The organism is Agromyces sp. LHK192 (genome assembly GCF_004006235.1).
In the GTDB taxonomy this organism is placed as follows: domain Bacteria; phylum Actinomycetota; class Actinomycetes; order Actinomycetales; family Microbacteriaceae; genus Agromyces.
The window spans coordinates 1,407,122-1,432,787 of the sequence record NZ_CP034753.1 but is presented as its reverse complement, the minus strand read 5'-3'; the positions used below and the strand labels follow the sequence as shown (position 1 = coordinate 1,432,787).

The 25,666-nt window shown below is 69.3% G+C and carries 22 protein-coding genes; 8 read left to right on the top strand and 14 right to left on the bottom strand.

Annotation, left to right across the window (positions count from 1 at the left end; translation table 11 throughout):
- Positions 1 to 7: 7 nt before the first annotated feature.
- The 3 genes from ELQ40_RS06330 to ELQ40_RS18765 all read right to left on the bottom strand — a co-directional run bounded on the left by ELQ40_RS06330 (position 8) and on the right by ELQ40_RS18765 (position 1,701).
- The gene (locus ELQ40_RS06330; protein WP_127792925.1) at positions 8 to 325 is read right to left on the bottom strand and encodes a WhiB family transcriptional regulator; all 318 of its coding nucleotides are present in this window, start codon (positions 323 to 325) and stop codon (positions 8 to 10) included.
- Positions 326 to 511: 186 nt separating this feature from the next.
- A complete protein-coding gene (gene galE / locus ELQ40_RS06325) occupies positions 512 to 1,480 on the bottom strand; it encodes a UDP-glucose 4-epimerase GalE (protein ID WP_127792924.1) in 969 nt (322 codons plus the stop codon).
- Positions 1,481 to 1,548: 68 nt separating this feature from the next.
- Positions 1,549 to 1,701, bottom strand: a complete 153-nt coding sequence (locus ELQ40_RS18765) for a hypothetical protein (RefSeq protein ID WP_164863496.1) — start codon at positions 1,699 to 1,701, stop codon at positions 1,549 to 1,551.
- A 113-nt stretch (positions 1,702 to 1,814) separates the two neighbouring features.
- Here ELQ40_RS18765 and ELQ40_RS06320 point away from each other — a divergent pair, with 113 nt between their 5' ends.
- Positions 1,815 to 2,771 (top strand): GlxA family transcriptional regulator, encoded by a 957-nt coding sequence (locus ELQ40_RS06320; RefSeq protein ID WP_127792923.1) that lies wholly within the window; start codon positions 1,815 to 1,817, stop codon positions 2,769 to 2,771.
- A 46-nt stretch (positions 2,772 to 2,817) separates the two neighbouring features.
- On the opposite strand, the gene manA is transcribed toward ELQ40_RS06320, so the two are convergent.
- A complete protein-coding gene (gene manA / locus ELQ40_RS06315) occupies positions 2,818 to 4,074 on the bottom strand; it encodes a mannose-6-phosphate isomerase, class I (protein ID WP_127792922.1) in 1,257 nt (418 codons plus the stop codon).
- A 105-nt stretch (positions 4,075 to 4,179) separates the two neighbouring features.
- Between manA and ELQ40_RS06310 the strand changes: the two genes are divergently transcribed.
- The 3 genes from ELQ40_RS06310 (at position 4,180) to ELQ40_RS06300 (ending at position 8,100) form a co-directional block, all read left to right on the top strand.
- On the top strand, positions 4,180 to 5,358 hold the full coding sequence (locus ELQ40_RS06310) for an acyl-CoA dehydrogenase family protein (protein WP_127792921.1): 1,179 nt from the start codon (positions 4,180 to 4,182) through the stop codon (positions 5,356 to 5,358).
- A gap of 64 nt (positions 5,359 to 5,422) precedes the next feature.
- Positions 5,423 to 6,796, top strand: coding sequence for an O-antigen ligase (locus ELQ40_RS06305; RefSeq protein WP_127792920.1), 1,374 nt, complete (start codon positions 5,423 to 5,425; stop codon positions 6,794 to 6,796).
- Positions 6,793 to 8,100 carry an O-antigen ligase gene (locus tag ELQ40_RS06300; protein WP_127792919.1) on the top strand — a complete coding sequence of 436 codons (1,308 nt, stop codon included), beginning with the start codon at positions 6,793 to 6,795 and terminating at the stop codon, positions 8,098 to 8,100. The genes ELQ40_RS06305 and ELQ40_RS06300 overlap by 4 nt, the downstream gene beginning before the upstream one ends.
- Positions 8,101 to 8,141: 41 nt before the next feature.
- Here ELQ40_RS06300 and ELQ40_RS06295 read toward each other — a convergent pair whose 3' ends face one another.
- Positions 8,142 to 8,864, bottom strand: a complete 723-nt coding sequence (locus ELQ40_RS06295; protein ID WP_127792918.1) for a bifunctional 2-polyprenyl-6-hydroxyphenol methylase/3-demethylubiquinol 3-O-methyltransferase UbiG — start codon at positions 8,862 to 8,864, stop codon at positions 8,142 to 8,144.
- Positions 8,865 to 9,157: 293 nt separating this feature from the next.
- On the opposite strand from ELQ40_RS06295, the gene ELQ40_RS06290 reads away from it, so the two are divergent.
- Positions 9,158 to 10,354, top strand: a complete 1,197-nt coding sequence (locus tag ELQ40_RS06290) for a glycosyltransferase (RefSeq protein WP_127792917.1) — start codon at positions 9,158 to 9,160, stop codon at positions 10,352 to 10,354.
- A 95-nt stretch (positions 10,355 to 10,449) separates the two neighbouring features.
- On the opposite strand, the gene ELQ40_RS06285 is transcribed toward ELQ40_RS06290, so the two are convergent.
- The gene (locus ELQ40_RS06285) at positions 10,450 to 12,576 is read right to left on the bottom strand and encodes a hypothetical protein (protein ID WP_127792916.1); all 2,127 of its coding nucleotides are present in this window, start codon (positions 12,574 to 12,576) and stop codon (positions 10,450 to 10,452) included.
- A 190-nt stretch (positions 12,577 to 12,766) separates the two neighbouring features.
- On the opposite strand from ELQ40_RS06285, the gene ELQ40_RS06280 reads away from it, so the two are divergent.
- Both ELQ40_RS06280 and ELQ40_RS06275 read left to right on the top strand, forming a co-directional pair.
- On the top strand, positions 12,767 to 13,708 hold the full coding sequence (locus ELQ40_RS06280; protein WP_127792915.1) for a glycosyltransferase family 2 protein: 942 nt from the start codon (positions 12,767 to 12,769) through the stop codon (positions 13,706 to 13,708).
- An 88-nt stretch (positions 13,709 to 13,796) separates the two neighbouring features.
- Complete coding sequence (locus tag ELQ40_RS06275) at positions 13,797 to 15,806, top strand: glycosyltransferase (RefSeq protein ID WP_164863494.1); 2,010 nt, start codon at positions 13,797 to 13,799, stop codon at positions 15,804 to 15,806.
- On the opposite strand, the gene ELQ40_RS06270 is transcribed toward ELQ40_RS06275, so the two are convergent.
- The 8 genes from ELQ40_RS06270 to ELQ40_RS06235 form a co-directional block, all read right to left on the bottom strand.
- Complete coding sequence (locus ELQ40_RS06270; protein WP_127792913.1) at positions 15,786 to 16,571, bottom strand: HAD-IIB family hydrolase; 786 nt, start codon at positions 16,569 to 16,571, stop codon at positions 15,786 to 15,788. The two genes, ELQ40_RS06275 and ELQ40_RS06270, sit on opposite strands and share 21 nt — an antisense overlap.
- Positions 16,572 to 16,722: 151 nt before the next feature.
- Complete coding sequence (locus ELQ40_RS06265) at positions 16,723 to 17,487, bottom strand: ABC transporter ATP-binding protein (protein WP_127792912.1); 765 nt, start codon at positions 17,485 to 17,487, stop codon at positions 16,723 to 16,725.
- Positions 17,487 to 18,437, bottom strand: a complete 951-nt coding sequence (locus tag ELQ40_RS06260) for an ABC transporter permease (protein ID WP_127792911.1) — start codon at positions 18,435 to 18,437, stop codon at positions 17,487 to 17,489. The genes ELQ40_RS06265 and ELQ40_RS06260 overlap by 1 nt, the downstream gene beginning before the upstream one ends.
- Positions 18,434 to 19,939 (bottom strand): glycosyltransferase, encoded by a 1,506-nt coding sequence (locus ELQ40_RS06255; RefSeq protein ID WP_127792910.1) that lies wholly within the window; start codon positions 19,937 to 19,939, stop codon positions 18,434 to 18,436. The genes ELQ40_RS06260 and ELQ40_RS06255 overlap by 4 nt, the downstream gene beginning before the upstream one ends.
- Positions 19,929 to 21,419, bottom strand: a complete 1,491-nt coding sequence (locus ELQ40_RS06250; protein WP_127792909.1) for a glycosyltransferase — start codon at positions 21,417 to 21,419, stop codon at positions 19,929 to 19,931. Before ELQ40_RS06250 ends, ELQ40_RS06255 begins: the two co-directional genes overlap by 11 nt.
- Positions 21,420 to 21,469: 50 nt before the next feature.
- Positions 21,470 to 21,796 carry a hypothetical protein gene (locus tag ELQ40_RS06245; protein ID WP_127792908.1) on the bottom strand — a complete coding sequence of 109 codons (327 nt, stop codon included), beginning with the start codon at positions 21,794 to 21,796 and terminating at the stop codon, positions 21,470 to 21,472.
- Positions 21,797 to 21,834: 38 nt separating this feature from the next.
- On the bottom strand, positions 21,835 to 22,734 hold the full coding sequence (locus ELQ40_RS06240) for a glycosyltransferase family 2 protein (protein WP_127792907.1): 900 nt from the start codon (positions 22,732 to 22,734) through the stop codon (positions 21,835 to 21,837).
- Positions 22,731 to 23,372, bottom strand: a complete 642-nt coding sequence (locus tag ELQ40_RS06235; RefSeq protein WP_127792906.1) for a histidine phosphatase family protein — start codon at positions 23,370 to 23,372, stop codon at positions 22,731 to 22,733. Before ELQ40_RS06235 ends, ELQ40_RS06240 begins: the two co-directional genes overlap by 4 nt.
- Before the next feature lie 174 nt (positions 23,373 to 23,546).
- Here ELQ40_RS06235 and ELQ40_RS06230 point away from each other — a divergent pair, with 174 nt between their 5' ends.
- Complete coding sequence (locus tag ELQ40_RS06230; RefSeq protein WP_127792905.1) at positions 23,547 to 25,637, top strand: hypothetical protein; 2,091 nt, start codon at positions 23,547 to 23,549, stop codon at positions 25,635 to 25,637.
- Positions 25,638 to 25,666 lie beyond the last annotated feature (29 nt).

Here is a 25,666-nt window from a genome sequence, read left to right as displayed (position 1 = left end):
TGCGTGGTCAGACGGCGCGCTTGCGGAGCTTGCGGCGCTCGCGTTCGGAGAGTCCGCCCCAGATGCCGAACCGTTCGTCGTTGGCGAGGGCGTACTCGAGGCACCTCGACCGGACCTCGCAGCCGGTGCAGATCTTCTTCGCGTCGCGGGTCGAGCCGCCCTTCTCGGGGAAGAAGGCTTCCGGATCGGTCTGTGCACACAGTGCGTCGCTCTGCCAGGCCAGCGGATCTTCGTCGACGTTCCCCCGAACGCTCGGAACGCCGAGGCGTACCGGATCGACGAACCAATCCTCAGGTACCCCAGAACGATATTCAGGATTGCTCATATCGTCTCCCACCCAGTTGTACCGACAGCCACAGGGGCGTGTCACGACAATTACACCGGTGTAATTCCGGAGAGTCAAGTCGCGAACCATAAACCTTCGAGCAGGACTGGAGCGTTCCGACCGCTCACGACACGCCGGAGGCGATATCGAATCGTGCCGGCCGCGTCGGCTCGACGATCCGCGACGTCAGCGGGATGCCGCGGCCTGGCGTGCCGCCCAGGCGCTCGCGACCATCTCGTCGAGCGTGTGGCGCATCCGCCAGTCGAGGTCGCGCGCGGCGAGGTCGCCGGAGGCGACGATCCGCGCGGGATCGCCGGCGCGGCGCGGGGCGATCTCAGGCGAGAACTCGATGCCGGTGCCCTTCGCGACCGCCTGCATGATCTCGCCGACGGACACCCCGTCGCCGGAGCCGAGGTTGTAGACGGGCTCGAGCGGCTCCCCCGCCTCGAGACGCTGCGCCGCGACGACGTGCGCGTCGGCCAGGTCGGCGACGTGGATGTAGTCGCGCACGCAGGTGCCGTCGGGCGTCGCGTAGTCGTCGCCGTTGATCCGGGGGGTGCGCCCGTCGAGCAGCGCGTCGAACACGAGCGGGAAGAGGTTGTGAGGGCTGACGTCGTACACGTCGTCAGTGCCGGAACCGACGACGTTGAAGTACCGCAGCGAAGTGTGCGCGAGCCCCGCGGCCTTCGCCTGGTCGGCGATGAGCCATTCGCCGATGAGCTTGGACTCGCCGTAGGGCGACTCGGGGCGCTTCGGCGTCGCCTCGGTCACGAGGTCGACGTCGGGCGTGCCGTAGACGGCGGCACTGGAGCTGAACACGAGGCGCGCGACGCCGGCATCCTCCATCGCGGCGAGCAGCGTCGACGTGCCGGTGACGTTCTGCTGGTACGTGTGCAGGGGCCGCTGCACGGAGACGCCCGCGTACTTGAAGCCGGCCAGGTGCACGACGCCGGAGACCGGGAAGCGCTCGAACGTGTCGACGAGCAGGCGGCCGTCGAGGATGGAGCCCTGCACGAACGGGGTGCCCGTCGGCACGAACGACTGGCGGCCGCTCGAGAGGTCGTCGAGCACGACCGTGTCGATGCCCTTCGCCTGGAACGCCCGTACGACGTGGGCGCCGATGTACCCGGCACCCCCGGTGACCAGCCAGCTCATACCCGCCTCTCCGGCGCCGGTCCGTCCGGCGCCCCACCGATCGTACCGATCGGCCGGGCAGCCGACGATCAGATGCGACGCGGTGCGCGGCGCTCGGCTCGGCGGAGTCGTTCGAGCACTTCGGGGAGGCCTGCGCCGTCCGCGGCGACGAGCTTGGCGGTGGCGATCGCGGCGGTGACGACGACGGCGATGACGAATGCGAGGATCAGGATCTCAGTCATGGCAGAAACGTTACGTTTGGTGATTTGCAGCCACCAGTGGCAGAGTAGACACCGAACCACGGAATCCTGCCATACTGGATTCCGACCGGATGGTCGCCACGAAAGGATCCACCATGCTCCGAACCGTCGCCTGCATCGCCCTGCCCCAGATGGCACCGTTCGAGTTCGGCGTGATCTGCGAGGTGTTCGGCATCGACCGCAGCGAACAGGGCGGCCCCACGTTCGACTTCCACGTCGTCGCCGCGGAGCCGGGCCCCGTACCCACGAAGCTCGGGTTCGACATCGTCGTCGACGAGGGTCTGGATGCGGCCTTCACCGCGGACCTCGTCGCCGTTCCGGCCTCCCTGATCGACGAACCGAGCGACCCGCGCGTGCTCGAGGTCATCCGCGACGCGGTCGATCGCGGCGCGTGGGTGCTCTCGGTCTGCTCGGGAGCGTTCACCCTCGCCGAGGCGGGCATCCTCGACGGCCGGCGCGCGACCACGCACTGGATGTACACCGACCGCCTCGCCGAGATGTACCCGGCGACCGAGGTCGACCCGGACGTGCTGTTCGTGCAGGACGGCAGGGTGGTCACCGGCGCCGGCACCGCCGCGGGGATCGACGCCGCCCTCCACATCGTGCGGACCGAACTGGGCCAGTCGGCGACGAACATCGTGGCCCGTCGCATGGTGGTGCCGCCGCAGCGCGACGGCGGCCAGTCGCAGTTCATCCAAACGCCGGTCGTCGAATGCCGCAGCGACTCGTTCGCGGCGATCACCGAGTGGATGCTCGAGCACCTCGACGAGGACCTGACCGTCGACCGGCTCGCCCGCCACGCCCTGATGTCGCCGCGCACGTTCGCGCGCCGGTTCCGCGCCGAGACCGGCACCACGCCGAACGCCTGGCTCAACCGCCAGCGCCTGCTCCGGGCGCAGCAACTGCTCGAGGAGAGCGACTACACGCTCGAGGAGATCGCCCGCGAGACCGGGTTCGGCCAGGCCGCGGTCATGCGGCACCACTTCCTGAAGGTGCTCCAGACCACGCCCACGGCGTACCGCCGGCTGTTCGGGCTGCGCGCCGCGAGCTGACCGGCCCGCGGGACCACGCTCAGCAAGGGCCGCGACCCGGCGCGGGTCAGCCGGCCGCGCGCCCTGTCGTCGCGATCCAGGCGACGCCCGGCCCGGTCGCCGACAGCTCGCCCTCCTCGGGCGTCACGTACACGGCGCCGCCCCGCGGCACCTCGACCTGGCCCGACGCTCCGCGAAGCGCGATCGGCGCGCCCTCGACGAGCACGATCGCCGGACCGTCGAGCGCGACTCCGGCGCTGCCCCCACCGGGTTCGATGCGGTGCAGGACGAAGTCGGGCACGTCGGGGCGGAACGTCTCGACGCCGGGAGCCGAGCGTTCGGGCTCGAGCCGCGGCGGTGCGATCGGCGTGAAGTCGAGCACGTCGACCAGCTCCGAGACGTCGATGTGCTTCGGCGTGAGTCCGCCGCGCAGCACGTTGTCGCTCGCGGCCATGAGCTCGATCCCGAGTCCTCGCAGGTACGCGTGGATGTTGCCGGCCCGCAGGTACAACGCCTCGCCGCGCGACAGCCGCACTCGGTTCAGCAGCAGCGAGATGACGATGCCCGGATCCCCGGGATAGGCGTCGGCGAGATCGCCGACCGTCCCGAACGACATCCGGAACTCGGATGCCTCCGCGGTCGCGCTCGCCGCGAGCCGGACGACGCGCTCGACGACCCACGATGCCTCGCCCGTGTCACCGCCGCGCCCGTCGCGCAGCAGCCACTCGACGGTGTCCGCCAGTCCGTCGTCGCCCGGCCCGCCGGCCAGGTGCGACTCGAGCAGGTCGAGCGCCGCGGGCTCGGGCTGCTCGTCGGCGGCATCCGCCGCGCGCAGCACGGAAAGGATGCCTCGCACCTCGTCGAGCGGTCGGAACCCCGACAGGGCGTCGAACTCGTCGCTGACCGCGACGATGAGCTCGGGCTTGTGGAACTCGTCCTTGTAGTTGCGGTCGAACGCGTCGATCGCGACCCCGTCGGCCTCCTCACGGGCGAAGCCCGCCCGGGCCTGCTCGGGTGTCGGGTGCGCCTGGAGCGACAGGGGGCCGCCCGCCGCGAGCAGCTTCAGGAGGAACGGCAGGCGGGCACCGGATGCCGCGAGTCCGGCGCCCAGGGCCTGCTCCGGGTCCGCAGCGATCCACGCGGCGAGGTCCGGGGCTCCCCCGGTCTGCGACGGGTCGACGATCCGCGAGGGCGATCCGGGGTGGGCGCCGAGCCAGAGCTCGGCCTGCGGGCCGCCCGGCGGCTCGGTGCCCAGGAAGCCGGCGATGGCGTCGTGGGAACCCCACGCGTAGTCCCGGGGGTCGTTGCGGATCGCGACAAACATGCGAGGGAGGTCCTTTCGGCGTATTCGCCCCAACCTACAACGGCTTCGGCACCGCCCGAACGGCCGACCTAGGCTCGTGGCATCCGTCGACGCTGAGGAGCACCAATGACCTTCGAGCCGCTCGCGAGCGACTTCTACTCGTACCAGGGCCTGCTGACCGATCGGGAGCGCGAGGCGCTCGCCGGGATCCGCGCCTGGCTCGAGGCCGACGTCAAGCCGATCATCGGCGGATATTGGGAACGCGCCGAATTCCCCATGCAGGTCGTGCGACCGCTCGCGGAGCTCGGCGTGCTCTCGTACGCGTGGGACGAGGTGAAGCCGTTCGAGAACTCGTCGGTGTTCCGCGGATTCGTCGCCCTCGAACTGGCACGCGTCGACGCATCCGTCGGGACGTTCGTCGGCGTGCAGAACGGGCTGGCGACCGGGTCCATCTCGATCGCCGGCTCGAAGGCGCAGCGCGACGAGTGGATCCCCAAGCTCGCGTCCGGCGAGGTCATCGGGGCGTTCGGCCTCACGGAGCCCTTCTCGGGCTCCGACTCGGCGCGCGGGCTGCGCACCACCGCCCGGCGCGAGGGCGACGAGTGGGTGCTGAACGGCGCGAAGCGCTGGATCGGCAACGCCACGTTCTCCGACATCACGATCATCTGGGCCAAGGACGAGGCCGACGGCCAGGTCAAGGGCTTCATCGTGCCGACCTCGACACCGGGATACGAGGCCACGAAGATCGAGGGCAAGATCAGCCTCCGCCCGGTGCAGAACGCGGACATCACCCTGACCGACGTCCGCGTGCCCGAGTCGCTGCGGCTCCAGAACGCGAACTCGTTCCGCGACACCGCCGCCGTGCTCCGCGCGACGCGCGCCGAGGTGGCCTGGGCCGCCGTCGGCACGGCCGTCGGCGCGTACGAGGCGGCCGTCGCGTACTCGAAGCAGCGGGTGCAGTTCGGTCAGCCGATCGCCGCGCACCAGCTCATCCAGGAGCACCTCGTCAACTCGCTCGGCAACATCACGGCGTCGCTCGGCATGGTCGTGCGCGCGTCGCAACTGCAGGACGCGGGCGAGCTCCGCGACGAGCATTCGGCGCTCGCGAAGGCGTATGCCACCTCGCGCATGCGTGAGACCGTCGCGTGGGCCCGAGAGGCCTGCGGCGGCAACGGCATCGTGCTCGAGTACGACGTCGCCCGGTTCTTCGCCGATGCGGAGGCGCTCTACTCCTACGAGGGAACGCGCGAGATGAACACCCTCATCGTCGGTCGCGCGATCACCGGCGAGGCGGCGTTCGTCTGACCCGTTCCACGGGCGGTGCGCCGAGCCCGGACACCGGGATCGCGCCCGCGATACCCTTGGACGCATGACCCCCGATCGTCGCCGCGCGCTCACCGGCGGGTACGCGACGTTCGCGGTGTTCACGCTCCTCGCCGGGCAGTTCTGGCGCAACCTCCTCGGCTGGTGGGGCTTCGGCGCGGTCGTCGCCGTCGTGGTCGTCGGAGCCGTGTGGCTCATCGTCGCCACCCGCCCCCGATGGGTGTGGCGCCGGGTGCCGAAGTCGACGCTCGCGTTCCTCGGCATCGCCGTGGCGTCGGTCGCCTGGTCGGCGTATCCCGCGTCGACCCTGCTCGGCATCGCGATCACGCTGGCCACCGCATTCGTCGCGGTCGCGCTCGCGATCTGCCTCGAATGGCAGGTCCTCGTCGGCCGACTGGCCGCGGCGATCAAGTGGGTGCTCGCGCTGTCGATCGCCTTCGAGCTGTGGGTCGCCGTGTTCGTCCGCGAACCGCTGCTGCCGAACTTCCCCGACTTCGACCCGTCGGGCGAGCAGCTCCCGATGGCCTTCTACTGGTCGCGCGCGCTGCTGTTCGAGGGCGGGCCCGTGGAGGGCATCGTCGCGAGCCGGAACCTCCTCGGCATGGTCGCCCTCCTCGGAGCCATCGTCTTCGGCGCGTTGACCGCGTCGGGAGGCATCCGCAGGGGCCGCGGTATCGCATGGCTCGTCGTCGCCGGCGCGGTGCTCGTGCTGACGCGCTCGGCGACGGTGACCCTGGTCGCGGTGCTCGTGCTCGTCGCCCTCGGATTCGCACTCTGGACGCGTCGGGTCGGTCCCGAGCGCCGCAGGCCCGTCTACGTCACCGCCGGGCTCGTGCTCGTCGCATCCGCGGCCCTGCTGATCGCGCTGTGGAGCAGCCTGCTCCAGCTCTTCGGCAAGAGCGAGGACCTCACGGGCCGCTTCGACATCTGGGCGTCGGTCACCGGCCTCGCGCTCGAGCGGCCCTGGGCGGGTTGGGGATGGCTGGGCTACTGGCAGCCCTGGGCCGAGCCGTTCGGCTCCCTGGCCGAACGCAACGGCGTCGTCTACCTGCAGGCCCACAACGCGTGGCTCGACGTCTGGGCGCAACTCGGCGTCATCGGACTCCTCGCGTTCGCGTCCGTCGTGATCGGCGCCCTGTGGCGGTCGTGGTTCCTCTCGGTCGACCTGCCGAGGGATGCCTCGGGCCACGCGCTGCCCTCCAGCGCCGCCTCGCTCGTGCCCATGCTGATCATGGTCGCCCTCATCGGGCAGAGCCTCGCCGAGAGCCGGCTGCTCGTCGAGAGCGGATTCGCGCTGCTGCTCATGATCGCCTGGGCGACCAAACGCCGGCAGTGGGAGCACGAGCCGCTGCCCGCCGCGACGGCGCGCCCGCGACTCGCCGACGAACGCCCCGACACCGATCCGGCCGCCGCTCGATGAGCGACGACGCACGGCGCGCCCGAGCCGTCGATGCGGCACGCACCGCCGTCGGTTCGGCACGGTTCGCGCAGGCGCTCACCCTGATCGCGATCGGGCTCGCCTTCTCGACGCACGCCCTCGTCGCGCTGCTGGGATGGCCCGGACTGCTGGCCGCGCTCGCCGCGCTGCTCGTGCTCGCCGGGTTCTCGCTCGTCGCCCGCTGGCGCGCGGTCGAATGGTACGGCATCCTTCCGCTGACGATCCTCGTGTTCCTCGCGTGGTGCGCGGCATCCGTCATCTGGAGCGAGACGAGCCTGCTCAGCGCGACCCGGGTCGCCTACCTCGTCGCCTTCGCCGCGCTCGGCGTGTACGTCGCGCTCATGCGCGACACCATCCAGATCGTGCGGGCGTTCGCCGACGTGCTGCGGGTGCTGCTCGGCGTCTCCGTGGCGCTCGAGATCGTCTCGGGTATCCTGCTCGACCTGCCGATCACGTTCCTCGGCATCCGCGGCGACCTCGTCGGCCTCGGCCCGATCCAGGGGTTGTTCGGCACCCGCAACATGCTCGGATTCGTCGCGCTCATCGCACTGTTGACGTTCGTCGTCGAATGGCGCACGAAGATCTCCCGCGGCGCGAAGGCGATCGGCTCCGTGGCCCTCGCCGCCGCCTGCCTGGTCCTGTCGGGCTCCCCCACCACCTGGGTCGCGCTCGGAGCCTCGCTCATCGCCCTCGCGGCACTCTACGGCCTCCGCCGCGTCGGACCCGAGGTGCGCTGGCGCTGGCAGATCGCCCTGCTCTCGACGGGCGCCGTCGCGCTCATCAGCGCGTGGCTGTTCCGCCAGCGCATCATCGAACTGCTCGACGCGCGCGCCGAGTTCGACGTGCGCCTCGATGTCTGGCGCGAGGCATCCAGGTACCTCGCCTCGAACCCGTTGCAGGGCTGGGGCTGGTTCGGCGAATGGCCCTCGCGCACCCCTTTCATCTGGATCGAGCAGATGACGGGTCGCGACCACGCATCGGCCCTCAGCGCGTACATCGACGTGTACTTCCAGGTCGGCGTGATCGGCCTCGTGCTGTTCGCCGCGCTCGTGCTCGTCGCCCTCGTTCGGGCCTGGCTGCTCGCCTCGTCGCGCAAGAGCCCCGTCTACCTCTGGCCGGCGCTCATGCTCGTCGTCGTCGCCGTGACCGGATTCGCCGAGAGCTTCCCGATCACCGAGGGCGGATGGATGCTGCTCGTGCTCTGCGCCGTGAAGGCGGCCCGGGACATGAGCTGGCGCGACGCGCTGGCGCGGCCGGCGGCGGCGCCAAGCGGCGAACGGCTCTGAACCGGGCGAGACCGATGCGGGCGGCGCTCCGCTTGGCCGGGTCAACCGCGCGCCGTGTCGTCCGAGCGACTCCTTCGCGACTGCAGGATGAACACGGAGGACTCGCCCGAGCCCGGACGCAGGAAGAGCCGACCGGTCAGGAACTGCGCGGCCATCGGGAGCGAGAACCTCGCTCGGTCGATCACTCCGGGCAGGCTCGAGTACGGATTGTTCCAGAGCCCGTCGCTCGATTCCCTGAGGATGTCGAACCCCTCGTCCTCGAAGAACTCACGCCACTGGCCGTGGGACTTGAGGTTGACGTGGGTGGGGTCGGTGAATGCGAGCCAGGCGTCTCCGTGACGCCGATGGGCGGCCCCGCCGAGATCGGGCGTGACGACCAGCCAGCGCGCGTCGGGTGTCGCGCTCGCCCGTACCTCGGCGATCACCCGCCTCAGCACGTCATCGGGCAGGTGCTCGACGACATGAATGCTCGTGATCCGCGTGTAGCGACCGCGCTCGAGTTCGACCGCGTCGCGGTAGACCCGGCTGGCGGGTGACGTCTGCCGAGCCGTCTGGGCCGCGAACTCCGAGACTTCGATGCCGTCGGCCTCGGAATTCGCTGAGAGGCGTCTGAGGAAATGACCGGTTCCGCAGCCGACGTCGAGCACCGGCCCTCGACCCAGGTATCGCCGGGTCAGCGCCGTGTACCAGCGCAGTGCCGGCCGATCCCCGATCTGGCCGTTCGAGCGGTAGTACTCCCGATCGAAGCGATGTTGGCTGGTCATCCCTCACACGGTAGTGCGGATTCCCGCCCGAGTCGACGAGCCGCCTCCTGCGCTGGATCGGAGGCGGGCGGCGCCTGCGGCCGTCCGGCACGGGCTGCGCCCGATCGGGGCGTCGGCGACTCGGCGACGCCGATCGCGCTCACAGCCGAACTCCGTGCATAGAATGGCCCCGTTCGGATCCGGCATCGTCGGCGGGGGATCCGGCACCCGCACCAGGCCGCCCACCCTCGGCCGATCGGCACCGGCCGGCCCGAGCAGAGCTCGCCAAGTACCCGAACGGGAGTCCCCCACCCATGACGGTTTCCGTCCCCCAACCGCAAGACCCGATGATCAGCGTCGTGATCATCGCCTGGCGAGTCGGCGCCGGCCTCGTCGATGCGATCGCGTCCGTCGTCGAGTCGGTCGACGCCCCGGACTTCGAGGTCGTCGTCGTTCTGAACGGCGCATCGAGCGACGTCCGCGAGACCTTCACGGCAGCGATCCACGGCGCCGTCGTCGTCGACCTGCCAGGAAACACCGGGTACGGCTTCGCCGCGAACGCGGGCGCTCGGGTGGCACGCGGCTCGTTCCTGCTCTTCCTGAACGACGACGCCCGTCTCGCACCCGATGCATTGCGGGCGCTCGTCGATTCGGCAGGGCAGCCGCTCGAGGAAGGAACGCCCATCGGAGCGGTCGCGAGCCTCCTGCTCAACGGGGACGGCAGCGTCCAGGAGGCCGGATCGCGCGTGTTCGCCGACGCGGGAACCATGCAGTTCGGATCCGGGATGTCGGTATCGGCCGCTGAAGCCGCCGGATTGCTGCGGCGGCGCAGGATCGACTACGGCTCCGGTGCCGCGCTCCTCGTACCCACAGAGTTGTTCAGGAGCCTGGGCGGCCACGACTCGCGGTACCGACCCGCCTACTTCGAAGACGTGGACCTCGCCTTCCGTATTCGTGCAAGCGGCGCCGATGTCGTCTTCGAGCCTGCCGCCGTCGCCACGCACGCTTCCGGCGCGTCGACGGATACCGACATGCGATTCCGCGAATTCGCTGCCGACCGTGCAGGTCGTGCATTCCTCGACAAATGGAGCACCGTGCTCCAGAATGCGGCGACGTCCGACGACCCCGTCGGCGTCGTCTGCCCGATCCCGCTCTCCAACGATCCGGATCCGGTCGCGCTGCAGATCGCGGACGACCCGTTCTCCGTGGCGCTCAGTGTCCACGTGCACTACGAGGAATGGCTCAACGGCCGACTGGACAAGAGCCTCGCGGCTCAGGATGAACTCGACAGGCGGCTCCTCGATGCGGTGCAGGAGTCTGCGAAGTGGGAGGCCCTCGCGAGCGAGCGGGGGGAGATCGCACATGAGCGCCACGAGCTCGCCGAGCGGTACTCGCGAGAACTCGCCGAGTGGAGGAACCGCAACATCTTCCAGCTGGCTCGCGTACGTCTTTCGGTCGCGAAGCGTCGCCTCGCCCGGCTTCGCGAGCGATCCGGGCGCGCGCGTCCGTGAACGGGCGTGAGCGCGAGAGATGATGACCGGCAATGCGCACGATCGCCGCTCGGCGCGTGAGCCGACGCCGGGGTCAGGTCGGACCGCGCGTCCGTTCAGCGAATCGGCGCGACCTGACCGTCGACGGTGATCTCACCCATCCAGATCGCCGAGTCCGCGACGTCGGGGGCGACGGGTCGTCGATTCAGGGTCGGTGGCCATGACACGATCTGCGAACGGAGACGAGGAGCCGGATCGTCGCTCCAAGGCACGCCCTCGGCCCTGAACGACAGCACCACGACCTCCGAGGCCCACACACGTCGGACCTCCGCGAGGTCTGCCGCGGTCGGTGCCGCGCTGAAGCTGACCACCTCGACGTCACACATCGATCGAACGGTCGAGAGGTACTCGGTCGATTGGATCAGGACCACAGGCCGACCGTCGGCGACGGCGCACACCTCCTCGGCCTCTGCCAGCCTGCCGCTGTGCTCGATCGCCGGGAACATCTGCCCCCAGGTCAGAGCCGGAAAGATCACCGACGCGACGAATGCGCCGAAAACGGCGATGGTGCCGACCGACATCCCGACCGCGGAGCCTCTCGTCCGGCGTGAGCGGACCCGAGCGACCCCAGAGGCGATCAACCGCTGGAATGCGAACACCGCCAACAGGATGAAGCCGGGTATGGTCACCGGCAGGAAGCGGCGCATCGCCCAGATCTGGTCGGGGGTGATCGAGACGTCGACGATGTAGAGCATCGACGGCGCCATCACGACGACGACCAGCAGGACACTGGTCGGAGACCCTCGAACGACCCAGTCCCGCAGGGCCATCGCCGCACCGAGCATCGCCGCTCCGACGATTCCCCACCCGAGATACATCGCGATCCACGTCAGCGACTGCTCGTCGTAGGTGCGGGTGGCGTCCACGGTCACCTCGGCGCCCTCCTGCAGCCAAGCTACGACGGTGCTCGGCTCCGATTGTCGCGCGACCAACCAAAGCGGCCTGCTCATGAGGAACAGCCCCACCGCGAGCACCGTGGCGAACGCGATCCAGCCGACGGCGCGCCGCCGTCTCGCGATCGCGCGCCGCAGGCGCGCCCACGGGCGATCCAGCGTCAGCGTCCATCCGACGAGTGCGGTCACGACCGCCGCGGTGTCGAGCAGCACGACCTGGCGGATATGGTCGGCCAAGTACCCGGGACTGTCCACGGCGACCTCGATGAGCCCGATCGCGGTGAGCGCCAATCCGGCGCCGACGGCGAGGAGATACGTCCGGCGCGCTCGTCGACGTGCCGTTCCATCCCGGCGCGCGAAGGCCGCGAGAGCCAGTGCGACGGTCATGCCGATCACTATGGCCGCACCGTCGACGCGGGCGAGACCGCCCGACCCGACGAGAGCCCCGCCGAAGACGGCGGCACTCGCGGAGCCTGTTCGCACCGCGCTCGAGAGGAAGGTGAGGCCGGCGAAGGTGACGCACAGGACGAACGGCTCCGTGTACAGGGTCCGGCTGAATGCGACCATCGGCATGCACATCGCCAAGGGGATCATCGCGGCCAGTCCCCACCACTGACCGACCACACGACGTGCGAATCCGAAGAAGGTGAGGAGCGCGAACGCGCCGATGACGAGGTTGCCGCCGAGCACGCCCGCCGTACCGGCGATCCAGCCGCCGATCGCGACGAGGCCGGGGACGAGCTTGGCGCCCTGCGCGTGAAGTACGCCGTCCCCGTCGTCGAAGTATCCGATCGAATCGACCCTCGCTCCGTCGACTGCGCCGGCAACGTCAGCGGCTCCGCCGATCGGGATGTCGGATGAGGGATGCTGCGAAAGCCACAATCCCTGCAAGGTCAGGAAACCGGGATCGCGAGTGACGTCGACCCACTCGGAGGCGAACCGGAGATTCACTGCGAACCAGCAGACGATGACGGCGACGGCGACGAGCGCGGACGTCCAAGCGGTCTCGACGCGGAACCTCGGCGGCCGCCACCGCCAGGTGAGGACCGTGCCGACGATGATCGCCGGGACCACGACCCATGGCGTGAACACGCCGAACAGCACGGTGAGGGAGACGACCACCGCCGCACAGAGGACCGGCAGCGCTACCACGTCGGGAAGGTCGACGATCGCTCTGGAGACGACGTGCACGGTGACCGGACGGCGATACCCGCGGTCGGAACGGAAAGACCCCTGCCGCCCCGGCGACGGGTCGACCCGAGACGGCGGGTGGGATTGCGTCCGTGGCACCGGGAGATTCTAGCGCGACGCGTCGTGGCTCATCGGCTCGCGGTCGTCATCGAGGAGGCGTCCGACGGCCGGCCCCCAGCGCCGAAGGTCCCGCGCGAGCACGCCACCGGATGCCGCTTGTCGAGCGGCTGCGAGCTCGCGAGCGAAGCCCGATAATGGGAGGATCCCTCCGACTACCCGAAAGCCTCACATGCGTGTGTTCGTGCAGATTCCGTGCCTCAACGAGGAGGAGACGCTGCCGGCGGTGCTGACGTCGATCCCGCGCACCATTCCCGGAGTCGATCGACTCGACATCCTGGTGATCGACGACGGTTCGACGGATCGGACGGTGGAGGTTGCGAGATCGCTCGGCGTCACCCACTTCGTCCGACACAGCCGGAACATGGGACTCGCGAGATCGTTCGTCGATGGTGTCGACTATGCGCTCCGCCACGGCGCCGACGTCGTCGTGAACACGGACGGCGACAACCAGTACCCGCAGGCGCGCATCCCGGAGCTCGTCCGCCCGATTCTCGACGGCACGGCGGACATCGTGGTGGCGGACCGGCAGACGGCGAAGATCGAGCACTTCACCGCATTCAAGCGCGTCATGCAACGATTCGGGAGCTGGGTGGTCAACCGGGCGGCAGGCACGGATCTTCCCGATGCAGCGAGCGGGTTCCGCGCGTATTCGAAGCGGGCGCTCGTCCGCCTGAATATGGTGACCCGCTTCAGTTACACGATGGAGACGATCATCCAAGCGGGGTACAAGCGCCTCGCGATCACGAGCGTTCCGGTCGAGACGAACCCCAAGACGCGGGAATCGCGCCTGTTCCGGAACATCTGGCAGCACATGATCATGTCCGGGAGCGCGATCGTCCGGGCGTACCTCATGTATCGCCCCTACGTGATCTTCGCGGGCCTCGGCGCCCTCCTCGCGATCGGGGCAGCGGTCCCCTTCGTCCGGTACCTCATCCTGCTCCTCCTCGGAGAGCAGGGGCAGAACCTGCAGTCCCTGCTGATCGGCGTGGTGCTCGCGATCGGTTCGCTGCTCGCGTTCGCGATGGGTGTGATCGCGGATCTGATCCGCATCAACCGCTCCCTGATCGAAGACGATCTCGAGCTGACCAAGCGGCAACGGTATGGCGACTGACCGTCCGACGCGGGCCGGGTCTGGGAGAACCGACGCACCCGGGGGGCAACCTGAGCCGACCGCGACCCCTCGATCCGCGGGAGCCGGGTTGCGTCAGCCGATCCAGATCGCCGTCGGGATCGCGACGATCATCCTGCTCACTTGGAGCGTCGTCGCGAACTGGGACGTGTTCGCCCCCGCCGTCCTCGCGATGGACCCGTGGGCCGTCCTCGGCGCGGGCTTCTCCATCCTGGTCGGCCTCTACCTGAACATGCTCTCCTGGCGCAGCGTGGTACGCGCGCTGGGGAGTCGGCTCGGACTCGGCGCCGCTGCACGGGTGTTCTTCGTCTCGCAGCTGACGAAGTATCTTCCCGGCGGCATCTGGCCGATCGTCGTGAGCGCGAGGACCGGTCGCGCCGCGGGTCTGGCCCCCCGGGTCAGCGTCACGTCGATGACCGTCGCCCTGCTGATCGGCGTGACGATCGGCGCCGTGATCTCGACCGGGGCGCTGCTGCTCGTCCCCGCGATCCGCGAGGACTATTGGTGGGCGCCGGCAGGCCTCCTCGCGATCGGAGCGGTCCTCCTCACCCCGCCGATCCTCGACCGCGTGATCGGCTTCGCGATGCGGCTGACGCGCCGCGGGACCATTCCGACGTTGCGGCGCGGGCCCTTCGCCGCCGCGATCGGATGGTCGGTCGCGAGCTGGATCCTCCTCGGGTCGGGCCTCGGCCTGCTCGCGCACGCGGCGGTCGGGCTCGACGGGTCGGAGTTCCTCCTCGCGATCGCCAGCTATGCGTTCGCCTGGGTGTGCGGCTTCGTCGCGGTGATCGCACCGGCCGGCGCCGGAGTGAGGGAGATCGTGCTGCTCCTGACGCTCGGAACGTTCCTACCGCCGCAGGTCGTCCTCAGCGTGGTGGTCGTCGACCGCGTCCTCATGACGCTCGGCGATGTCGCGATGCTCGTGTTCACCGTCCCTGCGCACGGGCGGCGGGGGGCCATTGCGCCCGATCGCCCCGCTCCCTTGTTCGTCACCCGGAAGTTCGCTCCTTCCGTGGGCGGCATGGAGACGCTCGCCGTCAACATCGATCGCGCGCTTCGAGAGGTCGATCCTCGCACGCAGGTGCTCGCGCTCGGACGGAGCAACGCGCACCTCCTCTGGTGGATACCGACGACCGCCCTACGACTCGCGTCCCGCCTCCTCCGCGACCGCCATCGCGTCGTGCTGTTCGGTGACGCGCTGACCTGGGCACTCCTGGCCTGGATCCCGCGGTGCCTGCGCGTCCCCGCGCTGCCCATGGCGCACGGGCTCGACGTGACCTACGATCACGTCGCCTATCGGATGCTGGTGCGGCCCGCGCTGCGCAAGGCCCCCCGTGTGATCGCGAACAGCACCGCCACTCGAGAGGCGCTCATCGCGATCGGAGTCGAGCCCGCGCGAGTCGAACTGGTCGTCTTGGGCATTCCGGCGCCTGCCGTGCCGAGCCTCACACGGCAGGAGGCGAGCGGTCTGGTCCGCGAACGATACGACCTACGACCCTCCGACGTGATCCTCGTCACGACCGGGCGGCTGATCCGACGCAAGGGCGTCTCCTGGTTCATCGCAGAGGTGCTGCCGTCGCTCGACCCCCGGTGCGTCTACCTCGTGCTCGGCGACGGCGACCAGCGACAACGAATCGGCGACACCGTCTCAGCCCACGGCCTCGAGGATCGAGTGCGTTTGCTCGGTCGTGTGAGCGATGCCGAGCGCGCAGAGGTCCTGCATGGCGCCGATCTCTACGTGCAACCGAACGTCGACGTCCCCGGCGACGTCGAAGGCTTCGGACTCGTCGTCGTCGAGTCGAGTCAGGCCGGGCTGCTGACGATCGCCGCGGACCGGGAAGGGCTCGTCGACGCCGTCAGAGACGGCGTGACCGGTTTCCGCGTGCCCAGCGGGGACCCAGGTGCCTGGATTGCACGAATCGAGAGCATCATCGACGACCCCGAGCGCGACGACGTCGCGCGCGAGTTCCAAGCAGCCGCGCGGGACATCTACTCCCTCGAGCGCATGGGCGACCGACTGGTCGAACTGCTCCAGTCGGTCGCCGTTCCCGCCAGCGGGTCAGGCGGTCATCGCGGCTGACCGCGGAGCCGACGAGTCGAGCATGCGTTCGAGCAGCGTCACGGTGTGCTCCCAACCCTCGACCGCCACGCATTCGACCCCGAGCACCTTCACCGGGTAGTCGTTGCCGTTCTCGTCGAGGCGGTCCCCGATGAAGAGCATCTCCTCGAGCGGGACGCCCGAGACGTCGGCCAGACGCGTCATGCCGTAGGCCTTGTCGATGCCGCGCCGCGTGATGTCGATCGACGTCGATCCGCCGGACCGCACCTCGAGCAGGGGGAGCTTGACCTGCACCGCGTCACGGAGGGCGTTCTTCTTCGCGCCGGAGGGATCCCACTGCATCTTGGCCTCGACCGGTGCGGCCTGGCCGAGGGCCGAGAAGGTCACCTGCGACCCACGGTCCTCGAGGATCGGGCCCCATGTCTCCGCCTCCCAGAATCCGAGCGCCCTTGCCTCGGCCTCGACGACGGCGAGCGCCTCGTCCCGCTCCGACTCGGTGAGATTCTGCGCGTAGACCTGCTCCCACTCGGCGTCCGCATAGCGGTAGTACTGCGTGCCGCAGGTCGGCATGAGGTGCAGTCGCTCGAGCTGTTCCGCGGTCGCTCCAGCGAGCTGTTGGATCACCTGCGCGTCGAACTGGCCGAACTGCCCGCCGGAGATCACGCAGACCTCGGTCCGGTCGAGCAGGCGCACGAGGAGTTCCGCCATCTGCGGACGCAACGGGGACTTCGACGGGGCAAGGGTGTCGTCGAGGTCGAAGGCGATGAGTCGGGGCAGAGCAGTCAAGGGCACGTTCACTTTCGGTATCCGCCGGAATGGGCCGGCGCTGAGTTCAGGGGATCGGGAGACGTCAAGCGCTGTCGCGAGCGCGCATCTCTCGACGGGATCTTACGCGAGCACCCTGAGAGCATCGAACTCACCGGCGAATGAGGCAGCCCTACTCCCCGAAACTCCGCCGGAGCGCGGCGATCCCGCCTTCCGTCTCGCCATCGTAGACAACCGCACCGTGCGAGAGCACGATCACCCGATCGCAGAGATCCTCGATCTGACCCGCACTGTGGGAGACGAAGACGATCGTGCGCCCCTCCTGTTGGAACTGCCGGATCTTGTTCATGCACTTCGCCTGGAACGGCTCGTCGCCGACCGCGAGCACCTCGTCGACGAGGAGGATGTCGGGATCGACGTGGACCGCGATCGCGAACGCGAGTCGCACGTACATCCCCGACGAGTAGAACTTGACCTGTGTATCGATGAAGTCGCCGATCTCGGAGAACTCGACGATCGAGTCGAAGTACTCGGAGGTCTGCTTCTGGGTGAGACCCAGGATCGACCCGTTCAGGTAGACGTTCTCCCGACCCGTCAGGTCCGGGTGGAACCCGGCGCCGAGCTCGAGCAGCGCCGCCACGCGTCCGCGCCGCTCGATGAATCCGCTGTCGGTCTGGATGATGCCGCCGATGACCTTGAGCAGGGTGCTCTTCCCCGAGCCGTTCGCTCCGACGAGTCCGACGCTCGTCCCCGCGGTGATCTCGAAGCCGACGTCGCGAAGGGCCCAGAAGTCGCTCTTGTGCTTCTGCGAGCGGCCGAAGTTGACGATGCGTTCCTTGAGCGCCTTGTCCTTGCGGAGGATGAATCGCTTCGAGACGTCCTCGGCGCGGATGACCACCGGGGCGTCCTCGATGATCGCGGGGGATGTCGATGCCATCAGATCTCCTGAGCGAAGTTGCCCTGCAACCTCTGGAACACGCGTTGACAGATGATCAGGAAGACCACGCCGATTCCGAACATGATCGCGAGCCTGAGATCGAGGTCGGCGGGCCACGGCTGCGGAGGCACGACGTTGCCGTCGATCATGGTTTCCTCTGAACCCGACACCCACATGCCGCGCTGGAACGCGAGCACGGCCACGGTGACCGGATTCGACAGGTAGACCTCGGTGAGCCAGGCCAGCCCGGTGCGGGCTGCGGCGTCGACCACGAACGACCACGCGTACACGATCGGCGACAGCCAGAAGAGCAGCAGCATCGCGACCTCGACGAGGTACTGGACGTCGCGCAGGTACACGTTCACCGCCGACAGCAGCAGCGCGGCCGCGATGCCCCAGACGAGCACGATCGCGACGCCGGCCGGGACGTAGAGGAGGTCCCAGTCGAGGGGAACCTTGCCGATGACGACCGTTGCGAGGATCAGGACCACGAACTGCACGAGGAAGTTGAATATCGCCGACCCGGTCGCGGCGAGCGGAAAGATCTCGCGCGGCAGGTTCACCTTCTTGATGAGCCCGGCATTGCCGATGATCGACGTGGTTCCCGCGATCACGATCTCGTTGTACAGGCCCCAGATCGTCAGGCCCGCGAAGACGAAGACCGCGAAGTCCGGGATGCCCCTCGCAGCGCCGAGGAACTGCCCGATGGCGACGAAGTAGATGAGGAGCATCGTCAGCGGACGCAGCAGGCTCCACAGGAATCCGAGGCTGCTGTCCTTGTAGCGGGCCTTCAGCTCGCGGCGGACCAGCAAGCCCAGCAACTCTCGTTGGCCGGAGATCTCGCGGATCGAACGGAGGAATCCTGCGAAGCTCCTCGAGCTCGCGGCCGACGATCGCTCGAACGGCAGTTCCCTGAGCCGGTCGGCTCGTCGTGAGGCTTCGCTGGTCATCTCTCTCCACGTCCGGTGGTCGCGCGGTCGTCGGGAACCGAGTTCGAACCGTCGACCAGTACTTCCCACAGTTCGGCGGCGTACTCCGCCCATCCTCGCTTCGGGCGGGCGAGCGCCTCGGCCCTGAGCTTCTCGTTCACGGCGTCGTCGAAGAGCACGTCCTCGAGCGCTCGCGCCACGTCCGCATCGCTTCGCGGGTCGACGAGGAGCGCGCCGCCCGCGGCCGCGATCTCCCGCATGCTGCCGAACGCCGACGTCACGACCGGCGTTCCCACGGCGAGCGACTCGGCGACCGGCAGGCCGAAGCCCTCATTGAACGACGGGAAGACGGTCGCGCGAGCGATCCGATACCCGCCCCAGAGGATGTCGTCCGAGATCGCCGTCACCGTCGTGAGCGGGCGACCCAGCCGCCGGAGCTGCGCGACCTGCGTCTTGAACTCCGTATCGCCCCACGAGTTGCCGCCGACGAAGGCGAGCGAGAACCGGTGGCCCTTGCGCCACAAGAACTCCGCCGCTGCGAGCACGGCGAGGTGGTTCTTCCGCGGCTCATGGCTCCCCACGCAGAGGAGCAGGGGCAGGTCCTCGATGGTGAGCGCCTCGCGCGCTCGCTCGAGCCCGTCGTCGTCGACCTCGCCGACATCCGAGGGGAGCACCACCGCGCTCACGGTCGGCCCGGCGAGATTCGCGCCGCCGAGCATGTCGACCCAACCGCGGTACTCGTTCGCCGCCGCTTCGGAGATCGCCGCGACGCGCCCGAACCTCGCGACCGCGGCGAGGTTCTTGCCGAACGCGCCGCCCATGCCGACGCCGACGGTCTCGGCGGAGGTCAGCGGCACGCAGTCGAATCCCACCACCGCGGTCTCGTTGCGCGAGAACTCCGCGAGCGCGAGCATTCGGCTCGTCCGTTCCCCCTCGATCGCGAGCTCCGGGAGGATGTAGGTCGACTCCCAGGGCACGACCACCTCCGGCACGCTTCGCACGGCGGAGGCCGCGTCCCGGTCGGTGCCGTGGATCGCGTTCTCCCGTTCGCGGTCGGTCAGCATCCTGAGGGCGTCGAGCCGGCTGTTCCAGCCGACGAGCAGGATCTCGTGCTGGGCGCTCCACTGCTGCAGCGTCATCCGCACCACTCGCTGGATACCGGTCGCGAGACCGGTCCGCGCGGTGTGCTGTACGTCGACGAGCGTCTCGCCCTGCAGGATCCGAACACGAGGCTCGAAGCCGGCGCGGAGTGCGGCACGGCGGCGGGCGGCGGAGACGATATCCCGCAGCGCGGGCTCGGCGCCGTCCAGGGCAATGGCGCGCCGCAGGTCGATGACGCTCTGGCGCTCGGGCAGGCGTGCGGTGACCACCGCGAGCACGAGCCAGGCGACGTCGTCGCGCGGGCGTCCGATCGCCCGCGCGACGCGGGAGGTCAGGTCCGCGGTCGAACCGGAGCCGGAGACCTCGGGGGCGAGCGTCGCGAGCAGTTCGCGCAGCCGCTGCTTGATCGGGTCAGTCGCCACGGGGCACCCCGCTCAGCGGGACGACCAAGCCGTCCCACAACTTCGAGGCGTAGTCGTCCCAGGTGTCATCAGCCCGGATCGCGATCTCCTCCTTCAACTGCGCGAGGCGCGCGTCGTCGGTCAGCAGCGAACGCATGGCCGCGACGAGCTCGTCGTCGTCGCGGGGATCGACGAGCACGCAGCCGCCGCCGACGGCGATCTCCGCCGTACTCCCGTAGGAGCTCGTGATGACCGGGGTCTGATAACTGAGGGACTCCGCGACGGGCAGTCCGTACCCTTCGTGCAGCGACGGGAACACGGAGAGCCGCGCCCGGCTGTACGCATCGAGCAGCACCGCGTCGTTGACCCCGCGGAGCACCTCGATCCGCCGACCGGCGCGCCGGAGGCGCGCGATGCGACGGTCGAAATCACGGGTGAACCAGAGCGAGCCGCCGCCGATGAACGTCAGTGAGAACTGCAGGCCCTCGCGCCAGAGCACCTCGGCTGCATGGAGCACCGACAGTTGGTTCTTGCGGGGCTCCTGGCTACCGACGCAGAGCACCAGCGCCTCGGCGGTGGCGTCGGCGGCGACGATCGGATGGTCGGGCGCGTCGACCGGCAGCACGATCGAGACGGTCTCGGGGGCGGAGAGCCCCTGCGTCGAGAGGGTCCGACCGAATCCGGCGAACTCGGCGGTCGCGGCGTCGCTGATACCCGCGACCCGGGCGGCGTGCTTCACGACCGTGAGATAGCGCACGTAGCGTTCCGTCTCGAGGGCGGGGAGCATGTCGGCGCTCACGACCGGGATGGCGTCGTACCCGACGAGGCCGACGCGATTGCCCGAGTGTTCCGCGAGTGCAGCCAGCGGATCGACGAGCGCGTTCTGCGGAACTTCGGGGAGGATCACGGCGCTGTCGACCGGGACGACGACCCGGAACCGGGGCGGGTCGACCGGATGCTCCGAGCGCTCCGGTTCGACGTAGGTGTTCCACGCAGTCACGCGGTGCCGTTCGAGCGCCGACATCGTGCGCATCGCTCCACCGCCCGCGGTCCACGCCACGAGGCGCACGTCGTACGACTCGACCCACCGCGACATCGTCTGGCGGACGACGCGCTGGATGCCCGTGTTGTGCAGGTGGTTGGCGCAGAAGTCGACGTCGACCACGACCCCGTCCGCGATGACGTCGATCTCGACGTCCAGCATCGCGAATCGGGCGGCGTCGTCGTAGCAGCACTCGAGGAGCGCCGCGGAGGCCAGTGCCGGCTCGGCGAGGTCGATCGCGCGCCGGACCATCTGCACGCGACTCGCGTTCGGGAAGGTCGCGGTCAGCGCGACGATGAGGAGCCAGACGGATCGCGAACCGGCGGTCGCACGTACCTCGCGCACGATCTCGTCGAGCAGCGCCCCGCTCCCCCGTTCCGCCCGCACGCCCGGGCCGTCGACCCCCGGCGCCATGTACGGGGCGAGGGCCAGCAGACGCTGGTCCAGCGCCGCTTCCAAGATGCCGATCGCGGAGTCCGAGGTCGTCTCCTCCGTCGCGGCAGGGCCGTTCAGCGACGCCGCCCGGCGTAGCGGCGACGCAGGTCCGCGACGGCGAGTTGCGACGTCCGGACCACGCCGACCTGGGCGACCTTCAGCTGCACCACGCGGGCGAGCCGCAGCGGTCGCGTAATACGCCAGGAGAGCGTCTGCTGCATGTCGCGGAGGATTCGATCCTCGTCGCGAACGGCGCGGATCCACGTGCGGAGGTCGTCCTCCGCGCGACGGTCGAGCTCTCCTCGGAGGCGCTCGACCTCTCGCTCGAGCTCAACGACTCGAATGGCTTCGCCGGTGTTCAGGGCAGACTGGTCCCCGTGGCGATTGGTCGATTCGGGCATTCGCCAAGTATACGACGACGCCGACCGCGAGGCGTCGGTCAGCTGCGCCTGCCCGACCGCGCGGAGACGAACGACCTGACGTCGAGCCCGAGGCCCAGGCACGCCCGCAGCGGCGCGTTCCACGGCCCCGGGTACCGTTTGGCGAGGAAGCGCTTGGCGCTGCGATGATGCGCGGCGATCATCGCCTCGGGCCTCGATGCGGTCGAGTGCGCGCCGATATGCCGCACGATCGCTGCGGGAACGTACATGTTCCTCCGGCCGGTGCGACCGATCCGGTAGCCGAGGTCGACGTCCTCGAAGTACATGAAGAACGCCTCGTCGAACCCGCCGACGTCGTCGAACGACGATCGCCTCACGAGCAGGCAGGCACCCGAGAGCCAGCCCGCTTCGCGCGGACGGTCGTCGTCCGCCTCTCGACGGTACCGACGGGTCCACGGGTTCGTCGGCCACACGTTGGCGAAGAGGGCGTGCCCGATCCCATGGCCGATGGAGGGGATCTCCCGCGCGGACGGGTAGACGGTCCCGTCGGTATTGACGATGGCCGGTCCGACCGAGCCGATCCGAGCATCCGACTCCGCGGCCGCGACGAGGGTGTCGACCGACCCGGCACCGAGAACGACGTCGGGATTGCTGATGAGGATCCACTCCGCGTCGGGCGGGAGGAGCTCAGCGCCCCGGTTCATCGCGCCGCCGTACCCGGGGTTGTCCGGCGCGGCGAGGTACTCCGCACCGCGACTGCGCGCCTCGCGCTCGATCGTCCCGGCCGGATCCGGACGGTTATCGACGACGACCACTGAGATCGACGCGCTGGTCGCCGCCGGAATGGAATCGAGGAATCCGGGCAGCACCGATTCCGAGCCGTAACTGACGGTGATGACGCCGACTCGGGCGCCTGCGCCGCCCTCGACGTCGCGCGACCTGCGCGGCTGCGCGGTCACGCCGCGCCCACGTCGCGCGCCGTTTCGCCGTGCGCGGCCACCGTATCGCGGTAGCCGACCTCGATGAACGCCCCGTCGCGCCGAACGAACGTCGTGATGCTCGACAGCGCGCACCGCCGCTTGCGCGGGTCGTGGAACGAGGACCTGCCGCGTCCGTTGCGACTGGTCACCCAGATCGGCAACTGGTGGCCGACGATGACGATGTCCCCCTCGCCTGGACGGGTCCAGGCGTCCTCCATCGCGCCATGCATGCGCGCGAGCACCTCCGTGTAGGGCTCGCCCCAGCTCGGCCGGAACGGGTTGACGAGGAACCGCCAGGCGCGCGGCTTCGCAAGGATGGACAGGCTCATCTCGTATTCCCCGCCCTCGAGCCGGCTGAACGCCTCGATGACACGCTCGTCAGGCTCTGCAGCGAGGCCCGCGAACCGCGCGATCGGCGCCGCGGACTCCATGGCGCGTTCGAGCGGGGACGCGATGACCGCATCGATCGCCCGCCCAGTGCGCTCGAGCTCGTCGGCCGCGCCCTGCGCCGTCGATCGGCCGTGCTCCGAAAGCGGGAATCCGGGGAGACGCCCGTACAGCACCCCTCCGGGATTGTGGACCTCTCCGTGGCGGACGAGGTGGATCTGACGCGCCACTCGGCGAACCTCCTTCTGAGCCGTGACAAGCTTACGCAACTCCGATCACTCGACGGTGACACGGCGAAGCGTCGCCACGGTGGAGGACCTTCGTGGTAGGAAAGGCTCCGGGGGGTGTCGATGACCGGACACGAGCATCGATCGAACGGCGCGTGGCGACGCCGGGCAGGCGCATTGATCGCGATCGCAGGCCTGATCGGCATCCTCGTCGCGCCGATACCGTCCCCTGAGCCCGCGATGGCGGCGGATGCGAGCGCGTTCGACCCCGGGAACATCATCAGCGACGCGACGTTCTTCAACGGCGCGGCGATGACGCCGGCCCAGGTGCAGTCCTTCCTGAATCAGCAGGTCGTCAATTGCGTCGGAGCGAACGGTCAGCCTTGCCTCAAGGACTACCGACAGGCGACCACCACCCGTGCGGCGTCCTCCTACTGCGCCCAGTACAACGGATCGGCGAGCGAGAGCGCGGCCGAGATCATCGCCAAGGTCGGCGCGGCGTGCCGGATCAACCCGCAGGTGCTCATCGTGACCCTGCAGAAGGAGCGCGGCCTGGTCACCCGGGTGTCACCGACCGACAGCGACTACCGGATCGCCATGGGCTACGCGTGTCCCGATACCGCACCGTGCGATGCGGAGTACTTCGGATTCTTCAACCAGGTCTACAACGCAGCGAGGCAGTTCCAGCGCTACACCCAGAACCCCACGGCCTGGAACTACCAGGCCGGCCGGGAGAACACCATCGGATTCCATCCCAATGCGGCCTGCGGCTCCAGCCGGGTCTTCATCCGCAACCAGGCGACCGCGAACCTCTACATCTACACCCCCTATCAGCCCAATGCGGCCGCGCTCGCGAACCTGTACGGCACCGGCGACGGATGCTCGTCATACGGCAATCGCAACTTCTGGAGGATGTTCACCGATTGGTTCGGGAGCCCGTCGAACTGGTTGCAGTCGCCGTCGTTCGAAGGGGGATCGTTCTCCGGCTGGGGAGCGAGCAACGGTTTCATCAACCAGGCCGTCTACCGCGACGCGCGGGCGCAGGACGGCAATTGGTTCGCCGCCACCAACACGCCGGTCGCCGGTCGCGCGCTCACGCAGGACGTGCGTCGCACGACGAATCCGGGCGAGGAGGCGACCGCGTCGATCTGGCTCAGATCGAGCGACGATCGGCCGTACTCGGTCACCGTCGTGCTCTGGGGACTCGGTGGGACGACCGAGGCCCGACAGGTCGACGTGACCGTCGGATCCTCGTGGCAGCAGGTCGTGGTCAAGCTCCCGATCCGGCAGAGCGCGCACTCGCTGATGCGGCTCGACCTGTACCTGCAATCGACCGCGGGGACCCTCTGGGTCGACAACGCCTCGATGGGCTTCGGCCAAGCGCCGCCCGACCGGAACCTCCTGCGAGTCCCGTCGTTCGAAGGGTCCTTCGCCGCCTGGGAGCCGGGCAACGGATTCATCAACCGCCAGATCTATCGCGCCCCGGAGATCGCTCACGCGGGCGACTGGTTCGCAGCCTCGAACACCCCGGTCGCCGGTCGATCGTTCTCGCAGAGCGTCGCGATCCCCCGCACGACCGATGGCAGGTACACCTTCTCGATCTGGTTGCGGAACGAGGATCCACGCGCGCGAATGGACGGCGCTGTCGCGCTGTGGGGTCTCGGTGGCAGCCGCCTCATCAACAGCGCGGCCGCATTCTCGGTCGCGGGCGACTGGACGAAGGTCACGGTGGACCTCGACACCGCAGACGTGTCGCCGAGCCACGTCAAGGCAGAGATCTACATGAACACCGTCGGTCAGACGCTGTGGCTCGACGACGCCGATCTCGGAAGGAACCTCCTCAACGCCGGCTCGTTCGAGGGCGGCGCCTTCGGCGGCTGGGTCAGAAGCGCCGCCGACATGAATGTCGCGATCTACGCGGCCTCCCGACCCGGCGACGCTGCGCACCGGACGTACTACCTGGACACGAACTCGCGGCGAGCCGGTGACTCGCTGTACCAGGACGTCGCCTTCCGGACCACCGTCGGCGACACCTATACGGCGGAGGTCTGGGTGAAAGGCACCGGGCATGCCGGAGTCCTCGCGCTGTGGGCCCTCGGCGGAGCGCAGACGGAGGGCACCAGCGTCGGTTTCACCGGAACCGACCAGTGGCAACTCGTCCGGGTCGCACTCCCCATCGCCGTGCACGACCACACGGTGCTCAGGTTCCAGGTCTACGAGCACTCGCCGGACCGAGGCCTCCGACTCGACGGCGCGCAGGTGTACTGACGCTGACGCCGCACCCGGCCTGGCGACGG